Origin of the sequence: Candidatus Pelagibacter communis (assembly GCF_001180205.1) — a bacterium.
Taxonomy (GTDB): Bacteria; Pseudomonadota; Alphaproteobacteria; order Pelagibacterales; family Pelagibacteraceae; genus Pelagibacter; species Pelagibacter ubique_O.
In genome coordinates this window covers 1-11526 of sequence record NZ_CVSU01000019.1, presented here as the reverse complement: position 1 = coordinate 11526, position 11526 = coordinate 1, and the positions used below count along the sequence as shown (strand labels likewise).

Below are 11526 nucleotides of genomic sequence, written 5' to 3'. Positions count from 1 at the left end.
AAGATTTAATTTACTTTGTCGAGGATGATTATTTGCATTTTGAACCAATGTTGGAGGAAATGGTAGCTTCTTTTGAAAGAATTGCATCACAACTAAATAAGGATATTTTTATGTGTCCATCTGATTATCCTTATCTTTACATGAATAATGCTAAAACAAATGTATTAATTGGAAATAAACGTCATTGGAGAACTGTAGATAAAACACTATGTACCTTCATGACAACTAAAAACTTATTAGATAAATATTGGGACAACTTTTATAAGAATTGTCTAGATAGACACGATCCATTTGAGAAATATTTAAATGAAATATATTTAAAAGAAATTTGTATTTCTCCCTTAAAAAGTTTATCACTACATTTAACAAATATTAATTCAAGTTACGGCTTATCACCATTAATTGATTATAAAAAACTTTGGGAGGAAAATGAAATAAATGATTAAAGAAAATACAAAGGCACCAGATTTTAAATTACCATCTACAAGTAATAAAGATTACTCTCTTAAAGACTCTAAAGGTAATTATGTCATTATTTATTTTTATCCCAAAGATGATACGCCAGGTTGCACAACTGAAACTAACGATTTTAATAAATTGCTTCCAAAATTTAAAAAATTAAATTGCGAAATATTAGGAATTTCTAAAGATAATTTAAATAGTCATGAAAAATTTAAAAATAAATACAAGATTAAATTTGATTTATTGGCTGATGAAGAAAAAAAAGTACTTAAAAAATATAAGGTATGGGCAAAAAAAAAGTTCATGGGTCGAGAGTTTTTAGGAATAGTTAGAACAACTTTTCTGATCGACAAAAAGGGTAAAATATTAAAAATTTGGAACAATGTAAAAGTTAATGGACATGCTCAAGAGGTCTTGAAAACTTTAGAAAATATCATTAAAAAATAAAAAGGCCCCGTTTCCGAGGCCTTCTGTTAACTAACTAGAGAGAGAGATTATAGTTAATTCTTTTTTAATTTTAGAGGCTCTTCAATGAGATAACGACATGGAGATCGAAGAGCCTCTATATTGCATACAATTAGTCTCGTATTGCGTATGCTATTACTCCTGTTTCAGTTACGTCAGTACCTTTGGCTTCAGCCTCTTTACTTAGTCTTATTCCAAAAGTAGCTTTCATAGCAGAGAACACGATGTACGACACCACAAATACAAAAATGTTAATTGATAGCACACCAATTAATTGGGCACTAAAAGATGCATCAGTGTTAGTTAATGGCACAGCTAATGTTCCCCATATTCCAGCAAACATGTGAGCCGGAATTGCACCTACTACATCATCAAGTTTGAAACTGAAAAGTAACTTAGTTCCAAATACTACGATTAAACCACCTACAGCTCCTATGAAAATAGCAGCTAAAGGCGATGGTGCTAATGGTTCAGCTGTTACAGCCACGAGACCACCAATTGCTCCGTTTAACATTTGAATAACATCAGTTTTACCAAACATTAATCTTGTGATTATTGCAGCAGCCATTACACCACCAGCGGCAGCAAGATTAGTGTTAATAAAAATACTTGATACAGCAACTGCATCGTCAAATGTTCCTATAGCAAGTTGAGATCCACCATTGAATCCAAACCAACCCAACCACAAGATGAAAACACCAACTGTTACCAGCGGAATAGATGAAGCAGCAAAAGGTCTAATAGCTTTCGCTTCACCTTTACTACCAAATCTTCCATATCTAGCACCTAACAACATAATACCAGCTAAAGCTGCTGCACCACCTGTTGAGTGAACTAGTGTTGAACCAGCAAAATCAGAGAAGCCCAGTTCTGCTAACCAGCCTCCACCCCATTGCCAACCCATAACGATTGGATAAATAATTCCAGATAAGATAGCTGCAAATAGAAAGAATGGCCAAAGTTTTACTCTTTCAGCCATTGCACCTGAACAAATTGAAACTGTTGTTGCACAAAAAACCATTTGAAAATACCAATCAGACCCATCAGCATATCCAGTATCAACTGAACTTGCATCAGACCAAGGTGTAAATGTTCCAATGTATCCACCTTCAGGTATACCATACGCTAAGTTATATCCAAATAACCAAAACATAATTCCGGCAATTGAGTAAAGACCAATGTTCTTTGCACAAATTACAGAAACACTTTTGGAAGTTACCATACCAGATTCTAGCATTGCAAAACCCGCTGCCATGAACATGACCATGAAACCACACATTAAAAACAATAGTGAATTGAATATAGCTTGAACTTCAGCAGAAACTGTTGTTTCTGCCATACCCGCACTGCTCATGTTTAATAAAAATATCAAACTAAGAATTGGTGCGGACATTTTTTTTATAAATTTAGTCATAAGACCTCCACTTGTTAAGTTGTGTTTTATAGTTTTAATTTAATTTAAAAGTAACGCTGATTAAGAAAAGTGGCTATGCGATTTTTGCATATAGAAACAGCCCTGAACGTGCTTTTAAAACGTTTAGGGCTGTAGAAAAAGAATATTATCTGTTGAATACTTCTTTTAAAGCTTTGGCTGGTAAGAATTTTACCTTTTGAGAAGCAGCGATTTGAATCTGCTCACCTGTTCTAGGGTTTCTTCCAACTCTTGCTTTTCTCTTAGCAACTTTGTACGTACCGAACCCAGCAATTTTTACTGAATCATCACCTTTTAGAGCATCTAAAATAGTGTTGGTAATTGTATCAAAAGTTCGCTCAGCATCTGCTTTGCTCAAATTTAATGAGCCAGAAAGCTTAGCAATTAGTTGTTTTTTGTTCATTTTAGCTCCGGTTTTGTTGGTTAATATTTATACTTGTCATAAACGTTGATAAATCAAGCTTTTTTTTAGTGTTTAGTTTTCTAAAACACACAACATCTTGTAAAAACTTAAATAAATGTTGGATTTATTGACTTTTTTAAACTTTTTAGAATGTAAATTATCTAAATAAACCTAGGTCTTTTAGATCATTAAATGTGGTGAAAAACATTAATGATAGCAACAAAAACAATCCGATTCGAAAAAAACCCTCTTGAGTTTTTTGAGATAAAGGTCGGCCTAACACTTTCTCAAATGCATAAAACATTAAATGTCCCCCATCTAACATTGGTATTGGAAATAGATTAATAAGCCCTAAACTTATTGAAATATAAGCCATCATACTGATAAACGCCAACACTCCAAAAGTTGCAACTTGTCCAGAAATTTTAGCAATTCTAATTGGACCTCCCAATTGAGAAGTATCTGCTTTACCTAAAATCATTCCTCCGATGTATTTTAATGAGGAAACGCTTACAAAATAAACTTCATAACTTGCATAATATAAAGCCTGAGCAGGTCCTAATTTAACATGGTTAACTTTATTATTATAGGCACCAAGCTTAATACCTACCATTCTTTTATTTATCTTATTCCCTAATCCATCATCACCTTCAACAATATTGGGTTTTACTTTTAATATTAATTCATCATAAGAACGCTTAACTTTAAAGTCTATAAAGTCACCAGTAGACATGGTGATAAATTTAGAAACTTCCATAATACTTTTAACTTCATTACCGTCTATTTCTAAAATTATATCCTCAGCCTTTAGCCCTCCTGCCATTGCAGGACTATCTTTCTGGACTTCATTAATAACTGCAGGAGTAAAATCTTTACCTATAAAGGTATAAATTGAAAAAAATATTACTAAAGCTAATAAAAAATTAGCCAAAGGTCCGCCAAATACAATTAAAACTCTCTGGTATAAAGGTTTTAAAATAAATAATTTTTCCCGCTCCTCTTCATTATATTTTTCTAAAATTTCTTGATGATCAGCTTGTGAATAAACATTTCTATCTCCAAAAAATTTTACATATCCGCCTAGAGGAATTGCACATATTTTCCATCTTGTACCTGATTTATCATTCCAACCAAATAACTCTTTACCAAAACCAATTGAAAAATCTGTGACACCTACTCCATATTTTCTTGCAAAATAGTAGTGTCCATATTCATGTATAAAAACTACTACTAAGATAAGTATTAAAAATGGAATGATATAACTGAGCATGCATTTAATATATTATTATTTATAATTAACTCAATAAGCTAAAATGCCTTATTATTGCTAGAATTTATATTTTAGTTTAAATTTTGATCATTAATACTGTATACTACAAATATGCCTTCATTTGATGTAATTAGTAAAATAAATTATCAAGAATTTGATAATGGTTTAGCTAATTGTTTAAGAGAAATTAGTAACCGTTATGATTTTAAAGGACATGATATTTCAATTGAGCGAAAAGATAAAGCGGTGACTACCACTGCACCTGATGAATTAAAATTAAACCAAGTAAATGAATTATTACAAACCCATTTAGTTAGAAGAAAAGTAGATCCAAGAATTTTAGAGGTTAAAAGTTCTGAAGGAGCTTCGGGAGGATCCATTAGACAAGTCAGTGAATTAAAAGAGGGAATTAGCCAAGAAAATGCTAAAAAAGTTATTGCTGACATTAAAAAACTTAAACTTAAAATTCAAATTAAAATCCAAGGAGATGAATTAAGAGTAGATGGCAAAAAAAAAGACGACCTGCAAAGAGCTATCGCTGCAATCAAAAAAATTGATATTGGGCTTCCAATTGATTTTGTTAATTTTAGAGACTAATTAAACTTTTTGAATTAAGGATGCACTATTATTTGTAGGCTTATTAACATCTTTTGAAACTTCATGAAAAATTAAATTTGGAATTTTACGTTCTTTTAAAAACACTGAACCTTGTAATTCTAAATTTAAATAACGATTAATATCAGCTTGATTTAAAATAACTGGTTGTCTGTGATGAATTTCATTGATGTTTTCTTTTGCTTCTTCTGTAATTAAACAGAACTGATCATTTTCAAAGATACCAGCAAAAAATATAGGGTTTGTGTCTTCACGAGTAAAATAATGTGGAGTTTTTTCTTTTTCTTCTCTTTTCCATTCATAAAAACCATCTGCTACAGCAACACATCGGTTGTTTTTTATCAATTTTTTAAATGAAACCTTTTCATCAATAGTCTCTAACCTTGCATTTATTAAAGCTTTAAAATCCTTATCTTTAGCCCATCCTGGAACTAAACCCCATTGTAGATTTTCTAAAGTATTTCCATTTTTATATTTTTTTATTACAGGCAGTTTTTGATATGGATGAGCATTATAGTTTTCAACATCTTCAACATAAATTGCAGATTTAACCAATTTATTTGTTTTTGTTACGGGGTTTTTTACTACGTATCTTCCACACATTATATTGTTTGCTGTTTCATTAATTCTTCTATTTGTTTAATCATAATTTTTGGTGATCTCATAGCAGGATAAATTTCTTGCGCTTGCTCGTAACTTCTAATCGCTTTTTCATAATTCTTGAGTTGAATATTTACTAAACCCTGACCTGCTAAAGCTCCAAAGTGTCTTTGTTCTAAGGCTAATACTTGATCTATGTCATCTTGGGATTTTTGAAATTCTCCTAGCATATAAAGTACGGTAGCTCTTTTATTCCATGCCTCAGCCCAATTTTGATCAAGATTAATTACTTCAGTAAAAATATCTTTTGCTTTTATATAGTTTTGATCTCTCACAAATTGTGAGCCCTCTTCTAATCTTGCAGTAAGTTTTTCATCTGTTGGATGGGTACTCCACAAGGCCCAAATTTCTTGTTCAATTATAAAAGCTACTTTCGATTTATTTTCTTTTAACTCATTAAACAATTGGTTCAGTCTAATATCTCTTTCGTTTGCTAAAGAACTAACTTGTGAAAATAAATAAAACAAAATTACTAGGAATACTTTCTTCATCATTTAATATTACCAAATATTAGAATTAGAGTCTTTGGTCTTAAGTGTCTTTGTTGTTATTTTTACAACTATAAAAAGAAATATCTTTTTCTTTTTCCTGTTGTTTTATATTGATTGTGATTTCATGAATAAGTTCGCCTGTTTTTCTAGTATAGACTGCGGACTCAGAATAATTCCTCTCTTTATCGAACGCTTGAATTAAAAATATATCCTTATTCGAAATTTTAACCTCTAAATCAATTTTATTAAAAAATTCTGATAAATTTTTAACATTTAGAATGTCTGGTGTTTTAGACTCGATTATTAACTTATTAATATCTTTTCTTTTAATTTGATCTTTTGTGAAAGATTCAAAGTTATGGTCTGGATTTTTCAAAATTACTTTTTCAAATTTGCAATTTAAATTCAAATCAGAATTTAGTGTAATATTTGTATTTTGAGCTTGAGCAAAACTAAAGCAACACAATAAGCTAAATATTGATAGAAAGATTTTCATTTAATTTATTATATTAATAATACTTTTTTTTATTGTTTCACTTACTTTTATTGTTCCATCTTTGTTGGGGTGTATACCGTCCTGTTGATTCAAACTTGGATTAAGTGCCACACCTTCAAGAAGAAATGGGATTAACGCTAAATTGTATTTTTTTGATAACTTTGGATAAATAGCATCAAACTCTTTTTTATATTTTTCCCCATGAGTATCTGGTGCCATCATTCCAGCTAAAATAATTTTAATTTTTTTATTCTGAGCAACTTTTATTATTTGTTCTAAATTTTTTTCTGTTTCCTCTGGTTGGATTCCTCTAAGCATATCATTAGCACCTAACCCTAAAATTATTAAATCAATGCCTGGCTCTGATAAACTCCAATCAGCTCTATTTAATCCACCTGATGACGTGCTACCAAAGACACTTCCATTAATGACTTTAATATTTAACCCAGCTTGCTTTAGATTGTTTTCTAGAACTATTGATAAATGCTGTTCTTTAGGTAATCCATAACCGGCCATCAAACTATCACCAAATAAAACTACCTTTTCTATTGCACTTGCGTTTATGTGCACTAGAAAGATTATCAAAATTTTTGTAAATAAACTTTTGTTCATGAGTACTCTTCTTAAATTAAAAAAAATAAATCTCAAATACCAAACTGGTAAAGATACTATCAGTGTTTTAAAAAATATTGATTTAAATATTAAGAAAAAAGAAACTGTTTCAGTAGTTGGAGAAAGTGGCTCAGGGAAAACAAGTTTAATAATGTTAATTGGGGGCTTAGAAAAACCAACTTCTGGTAAAATAATTTTTAATGATCTAGACATAACAGGCCTTAGTGAAGACAAAGTATCTGAGATAAGAAAGAAAAATATTGGAATAATATTTCAGTCTTTTTATTTAATTCCTAATTACACAGCAGTTGAAAATGTTGCTTTAACTCTTGAACTTAATAATTTTAAAAATCCAGAAAAAGAAGCGAAAATTTTATTAGATCGTTTTGGTTTGAAGCATCGTTTTAATAATCTTCCAAGTCAATTATCAGGTGGTGAACAACAAAGAGTTGCTATCGCTAGAGCAATTGCGATGAAACCAGAATTAATCTTAGCAGATGAACCAACAGGAAACTTAGATACTGAAAATTCTATAATGATTGCAAATATTTTATTTAAGTACGTCAAAGAAGAAGGTTCGTCTTTAATCATGGTAACTCATGATACTAAACTTGCTGACAAAGCTAAAAGAAAAATAAAAATTAAAGATGGAAAAATTAAATAATACTTCAGAATTTAGTTTGATTTTTAAATATGCTTTAAAAGACTTAAGCAGAAATTATCATAAAATTTCCAGTATCATTGTTACGCTATTTATAAGTTTATTTATCTTAAGTGCTATTTTCACAATTGAAGATAGTCTTAAAAAAGAACTTAATGATAATGCTAAAGCACTTTTAGGTGGAGATTTAGAAATTGATTACAATCGTAATCAGGGAAATTTAGATTTAGTTAATCAAGTAAAAGAGTTTGCAACTGTTTCTCAAATGATTGAGTTCAGTACTATGCTTTCAACTACTGGCAGAGAAAAAAATAAATCATTATTTACTAGAATTAAAACTGTAGATGAAAAATATCCTTTATATGGAAATGTTTTTTATGAGCCAATTAGTGCTTATGAAAGAATGCAAAAAGAACCTAACACTATACTTATCAATGAAAGTTTGTCAAAAACTTTGAATATTAAAATTAATGAATTAGTAAAAGTACAAGATAAAAATTTTAAAGTAATTGGAATTATTAAATCAGTACCAGATGTAAGTGGATTTGTTGCATTTGGCGATTGGGCTTTAGCAGGAAAACAAACTTTAGAAATTTTAAAACTAAACGGAATTGGAAGCTTTTTAAACTATGAATACAAAGTAAAGTTTAATGAAAATGATAAGCCAGAAGAAATTGAAGAACGAATTGAAGAAATCTTTAAAGACGATCCAAAAGTTAAACTTAGATATCCTGAAAATTCTGCAAGTGGGATAAAGAGAATTATAAATAATTTTTCTCAATTTTTATCCCTTGTATCTATCAGTGCAATGTTGATAGCTGGTATTGGAATAGCAAATACTCTGCTTTCTTTTATTAATCAAAACAACATGTCGATAGCTGTAAGAAAAGCAGTTGGCTTTTATTCGGGCAATATTAAAACACTATATTATCTGCAGTTATTTATACTTTTATTTATCATTACTGTTGTTGCTTATGGATCGAGTTTCTTAATTGTACCACTAGTAGATAAATATTTATCTGATGGATTGGGATTAAATGTTTATCCAGTATTTTCAATTCTTAATTTTCTTAAAATATTTTCAGTAGGATTACTGGTACTTGTAATTTTTTCTATCCCAACAATCAGTTCTATTGACCAAGTAAAAGCTTCTAATTTATTTAGAAACGTATTTCAAAACCTTCAATTTTATTATTCTAATAGATCAGTTGTTCTAAGCTTTATTTTATTATCTATTTTAATTATATTATTCACAGTTGGATCTGAACAGCCTTCATATAGTTTAGGTTACTTTGCTGCCTTTTTTGTGTGTTTAATTGTATTTTTCTTACTTTCAAAATTAATTATTTTTTTTCTAAAAAAATTCAAATCTAGTCCAATAATTTCTTTAAAAGTTTCAATTAAAAATATTACCCAAACAAAAAGTATAACTCCCATTACAGTTATGTCTCTTGGCTTAGGGGTTACTTTGTTATTAACATTAGCTTTAGTTGGTACAAATTTTCAAAGAGAAATTGCGAAATCTATTCCTGATATTGCGCCTGATTATTTTTTTGTCGGTATTCAAAAAGGTGAAAGAGATAAATTTGAACAAGGTATTTTAAATATGGATACAAATGCATCTATAGAAATTGTGCCAATGGTATCCTCTGGAATTGTAAAAATTAATGGTGTGGATCCTAACACTTATATTAAACCAGATAATGATAGTTATTGGGTAATTGGTAGTGAAAGAAGATCTTCCTGGGTCGAAAATATACCTGAAGATAATGTAATTTTAGCTGGTAAATGGTGGGATTTATCAAACCCAGATCAACTTCAAATATCTCTTGATGCAAAAGTTGCTAAAGATTTTAACATTCAGTTAGGTGATATTTTTACTTTAAATGTTTATGGACGAGAAATTGAAGGAGAGGTCATTAATTTTAGAGAAGTAGATTATCGAGATTTAAGCATCAATTTTGCAATGTTATTTAATCCTCAATTTGCAAAAAATATACCTCATGAATATTTAGCTACTGCAAAATTTAATTCAAATAAATTTGATGAAACTGAAATGCTTGAAATCTTGCCAAGTTTATCAATGATAAAAATTGCAGATTATTTATCTAAAGTTACAGCTGTTTTAAATAAAGTATTTATTGCAGTTACATTAATCTCTGCGGTTACTATTGTTATAGGATTAATCGTAATTTCGAGTGCAATTATGGTTCAAGGGAAAGTAAAAGAATATCAAAATTTAGTCTTTAAAATTTTGGGTTTTTCAAAAAAACAAATAATTTTTTCATCACTAATTGAATTCATTATTATTTTTAAATCTGTAATTTTAATTGCAATATTCTTTGCAGTACTTGGTTCAAAATTTATTATGGAAAATATTTTTGAGCTAGTATGGATGTTTGACTTTAAAGTTTTAATTTATCTAGGATTTTCAATTGGCTTTGTTACTTTAATTTTAATATTGTTAACAAATTTAAAATATCTTAATCCTAAAGTTTATCCTCTAATAAGAAATCAATAATTAGAATTTAGTAATTTTACTATCCAAAGAAATTAGATTTAATTCTACTTTCAATTTTGGAAATTTCTTTTTTATTTGTTTTTTAATTTTTGAGAACGACTCTTTATGAATTTTTTTTTCATTAGCTGAGGTAAATTCTTTTTTTCCATTTGCAATTTTGGCAGCACCACAATCTTTATGATTAATAACAATTAATTTTTCTATTTTATGCAAGTGAATAGAAGTTCCTAAATTATCATAAAATGTTTTATGCCATTGCTTAAATTTATTATGTGTAACCCCAACAGCTGCACCTGCAATTGTAAAAGCGCTGTATTTTCCTATTAATTTTTTTTTCAGTAAATGATTGTGGACTATATTTTGAAATCTTGGATCTATACAAGACAATACCATTGCTTTAAATTTTGATTTCTTCAATTTAATTCCACTTTAAACATAGCCTCATTTCTTCTATTCATTGGTAGTGTAAATGGACTGTCATAAGTTGCTCTAATAGGTGGGCTTATAATTGATATGCTATTTTTTTGTAACTCTTTTTCTAAAATTTCTTTATACTTAAGAAAGTTTCCATCTGACGCTCGACCAGAATAGATCAACACCGCGTAGTATCCTCCTTCAATATTAACTATTTTAACATCTTTCCTACTTGGATTTGGTACATTTTCTGAGTTAAATTTAGAGGGTAAATAAAATTGCATACTCATATTTCCATTTTTCTCAACTTGAGTAACTGGAGTTGTCATTTTAATTTTCTCCTGGGTATCATTTCTGCCTGAAATGTAATTAAACAATTTTCTAAAATTACTATCTATTCCAGATGTCATTGTTTCTACCGCTAAACGATCAGAATATTTCCTAATCTCATATATTTCATTTTTTGAGACAACTTCATAATTTGCTTCTTCGTAAGCCATAACTGTAGAATATGGTAAAATAAATAAAGTACAAAATACTATTAAATAAAATTTAATAATTCTCATTGTTACATAACTTTATATTCAAAATTTTGTGTAGTTTCATTAATTTGAATTAATTTAGCACCATTTCTTTCATGAAAGTTAGTTGCCATTTCTGTTAATGGTGAGAGGGTTACTAATCTATTTAAATGATTAGATTTTTTTATATTTTTAAAAACTTCTTTCACAATTAATTTTCCCCCACCTTTTTTTTTGGACCATACAGTATAAGCAACAGCTATTTGACCACCTGATTGATCTCTCATAGCAGTTTGTAAAAATGCATCAGTACTTAACTTTTCCAACTCTTCAACACTTTTTGGAATTTCATTTGTATAAGCAAAACACATTACAGCGTGAATTTCCCCTTGATATTCAACACCAAAAATTTTTCTTCCATATCCTGTTCTAAACTTGTTATCTAACTCTGGTCTTACAGGATCTTCAAGAAAAATTTTTGGTGTTGAATATCAAGGGGAAAT

The 11526-nt window shown here is 29.2% G+C and carries 14 protein-coding genes and 1 pseudogene; 5 read left to right on the top strand and 10 right to left on the bottom strand.

All coding sequences use genetic code 11. The annotated features are described in order from the left end of the window. Both AMO08_RS00750 and bcp read left to right on the top strand, forming a co-directional pair. Positions 1–446, top strand: a pseudogene (locus AMO08_RS00750) (glycosyltransferase family 2 protein); the annotation flags it as partial. After that, positions 439–909, top strand: coding sequence for a thioredoxin-dependent thiol peroxidase (bcp, locus tag AMO08_RS00745; protein ID WP_075484305.1), 471 nt, complete (start codon positions 439–441; stop codon positions 907–909). The pseudogene AMO08_RS00750 and the gene bcp, both read left to right, overlap by 8 nt. 130 nt (positions 910–1039) lie before the next feature. Here the strand turns inward: bcp and AMO08_RS00740 are convergent, their stop codons facing one another. From AMO08_RS00740 to rseP, 3 genes are all read right to left on the bottom strand, one after another. Beyond that, on the bottom strand, positions 1040–2341 hold the full coding sequence (locus tag AMO08_RS00740; protein ID WP_075484304.1) for an ammonium transporter family protein: 1302 nt from the start codon (positions 2339–2341) through the stop codon (positions 1040–1042). 145 nt (positions 2342–2486) lie between these two features. Further along, positions 2487–2762: an HU family DNA-binding protein gene (locus tag AMO08_RS00735; protein ID WP_023853992.1), complete on the bottom strand. Its 276-nt coding sequence runs from the start codon at positions 2760–2762 to the stop codon at positions 2487–2489. 157 nt (positions 2763–2919) lie between these two features. Further along, positions 2920–4032, bottom strand: a complete 1113-nt coding sequence (gene rseP, locus AMO08_RS00730) for an RIP metalloprotease RseP (protein ID WP_075484303.1) — start codon at positions 4030–4032, stop codon at positions 2920–2922. Between the two features lie 111 nt (positions 4033–4143). Between rseP and AMO08_RS00725 the strand changes: the two genes are divergently transcribed. Beyond that, on the top strand, positions 4144–4629 hold the full coding sequence (locus AMO08_RS00725) for a YajQ family cyclic di-GMP-binding protein (RefSeq protein WP_075484302.1): 486 nt from the start codon (positions 4144–4146) through the stop codon (positions 4627–4629). Here the strand turns inward: AMO08_RS00725 and AMO08_RS00720 are convergent, their stop codons facing one another. The 4 genes from AMO08_RS00720 to AMO08_RS00705 are packed head-to-tail and all read right to left on the bottom strand — an operon-like array spanning position 4630 to position 6906. Further along, positions 4630–5250, bottom strand: coding sequence for an SOS response-associated peptidase (locus tag AMO08_RS00720; RefSeq protein WP_075484301.1), 621 nt, complete (start codon positions 5248–5250; stop codon positions 4630–4632). It lies immediately after the preceding gene. Beyond that, entirely contained in the window at positions 5250–5801 is a 552-nt protein-coding gene (locus AMO08_RS00715; protein ID WP_082254993.1) for a tetratricopeptide repeat protein, read from the bottom strand. Before AMO08_RS00715 ends, AMO08_RS00720 begins: the two co-directional genes overlap by 1 nt. Before the next feature lie 37 nt (positions 5802–5838). Then, positions 5839–6294, bottom strand: a complete 456-nt coding sequence (locus tag AMO08_RS00710) for a hypothetical protein (RefSeq protein WP_075484299.1) — start codon at positions 6292–6294, stop codon at positions 5839–5841. Beyond that, positions 6295–6906, bottom strand: coding sequence for an arylesterase (locus AMO08_RS00705; protein ID WP_075484308.1), 612 nt, complete (start codon positions 6904–6906; stop codon positions 6295–6297). Between AMO08_RS00705 and AMO08_RS00700 the strand changes: the two genes are divergently transcribed. Then, positions 6905–7570, top strand: coding sequence for an ABC transporter ATP-binding protein (locus AMO08_RS00700; RefSeq protein WP_075484298.1), 666 nt, complete (start codon positions 6905–6907; stop codon positions 7568–7570). The genes AMO08_RS00705 and AMO08_RS00700 overlap by 2 nt on opposite strands. Then, positions 7554–10088 carry an ABC transporter permease gene (locus tag AMO08_RS00695; RefSeq protein ID WP_075484297.1) on the top strand — a complete coding sequence of 845 codons (2535 nt, stop codon included), beginning with the start codon at positions 7554–7556 and terminating at the stop codon, positions 10086–10088. The genes AMO08_RS00700 and AMO08_RS00695 overlap by 17 nt, the downstream gene beginning before the upstream one ends. Here the strand turns inward: AMO08_RS00695 and AMO08_RS00690 are convergent, their stop codons facing one another. Genes AMO08_RS00690 through AMO08_RS00680 form a run of 3 tightly spaced genes read right to left on the bottom strand, consistent with a single transcriptional unit; the run spans position 10089 to position 11394 of the window. After that, positions 10089–10505, bottom strand: a complete 417-nt coding sequence (locus AMO08_RS00690) for a carbonic anhydrase (RefSeq protein ID WP_256997628.1) — start codon at positions 10503–10505, stop codon at positions 10089–10091. Continuing rightward, the gene (locus tag AMO08_RS00685; RefSeq protein WP_256997627.1) at positions 10502–11068 is read right to left on the bottom strand and encodes an SOUL family heme-binding protein; all 567 of its coding nucleotides are present in this window, start codon (positions 11066–11068) and stop codon (positions 10502–10504) included. Before AMO08_RS00685 ends, AMO08_RS00690 begins: the two co-directional genes overlap by 4 nt. A gap of 2 nt (positions 11069–11070) precedes the next feature. Continuing rightward, positions 11071–11394, bottom strand: a complete 324-nt coding sequence (locus AMO08_RS00680) for a hypothetical protein (protein WP_075484296.1) — start codon at positions 11392–11394, stop codon at positions 11071–11073. Positions 11395–11526 lie beyond the last annotated feature (132 nt).

Bases quoted from the DNA above. Each gene is read 5' to 3' on its own strand.
- bcp (WP_075484305.1), top strand. From the start codon at position 439: ATGATTAAAGAAAATACAAAGGCACCAGATTTTAAATTACCATCTACA.
- AMO08_RS00740 (WP_075484304.1), bottom strand. From the start codon at position 2,341: ATGACTAAATTTATAAAAAAAATGTCCGCACCAATTCTTAGTTTGATA.
- AMO08_RS00735 (WP_023853992.1), bottom strand. From the start codon at position 2,762: ATGAACAAAAAACAACTAATTGCTAAGCTTTCTGGCTCATTAAATTTG.
- rseP (WP_075484303.1), bottom strand. From the start codon at position 4,032: ATGCTCAGTTATATCATTCCATTTTTAATACTTATCTTAGTAGTAGTT.
- AMO08_RS00725 (WP_075484302.1), top strand. From the start codon at position 4,144: ATGCCTTCATTTGATGTAATTAGTAAAATAAATTATCAAGAATTTGAT.
- AMO08_RS00720 (WP_075484301.1), bottom strand. From the start codon at position 5,250: ATGTGTGGAAGATACGTAGTAAAAAACCCCGTAACAAAAACAAATAAA.
- AMO08_RS00715 (WP_082254993.1), bottom strand. From the start codon at position 5,801: ATGATGAAGAAAGTATTCCTAGTAATTTTGTTTTATTTATTTTCACAA.
- AMO08_RS00710 (WP_075484299.1), bottom strand. From the start codon at position 6,294: ATGAAAATCTTTCTATCAATATTTAGCTTATTGTGTTGCTTTAGTTTT.
- AMO08_RS00700 (WP_075484298.1), top strand. From the start codon at position 6,905: ATGAGTACTCTTCTTAAATTAAAAAAAATAAATCTCAAATACCAAACT.
- AMO08_RS00705 (WP_075484308.1), bottom strand. From the start codon at position 6,906: ATGAACAAAAGTTTATTTACAAAAATTTTGATAATCTTTCTAGTGCAC.
- AMO08_RS00695 (WP_075484297.1), top strand. From the start codon at position 7,554: ATGGAAAAATTAAATAATACTTCAGAATTTAGTTTGATTTTTAAATAT.
- AMO08_RS00685 (WP_256997627.1), bottom strand. From the start codon at position 11,068: ATGAGAATTATTAAATTTTATTTAATAGTATTTTGTACTTTATTTATT.
- AMO08_RS00680 (WP_075484296.1), bottom strand. From the start codon at position 11,394: ATGTGTTTTGCTTATACAAATGAAATTCCAAAAAGTGTTGAAGAGTTG.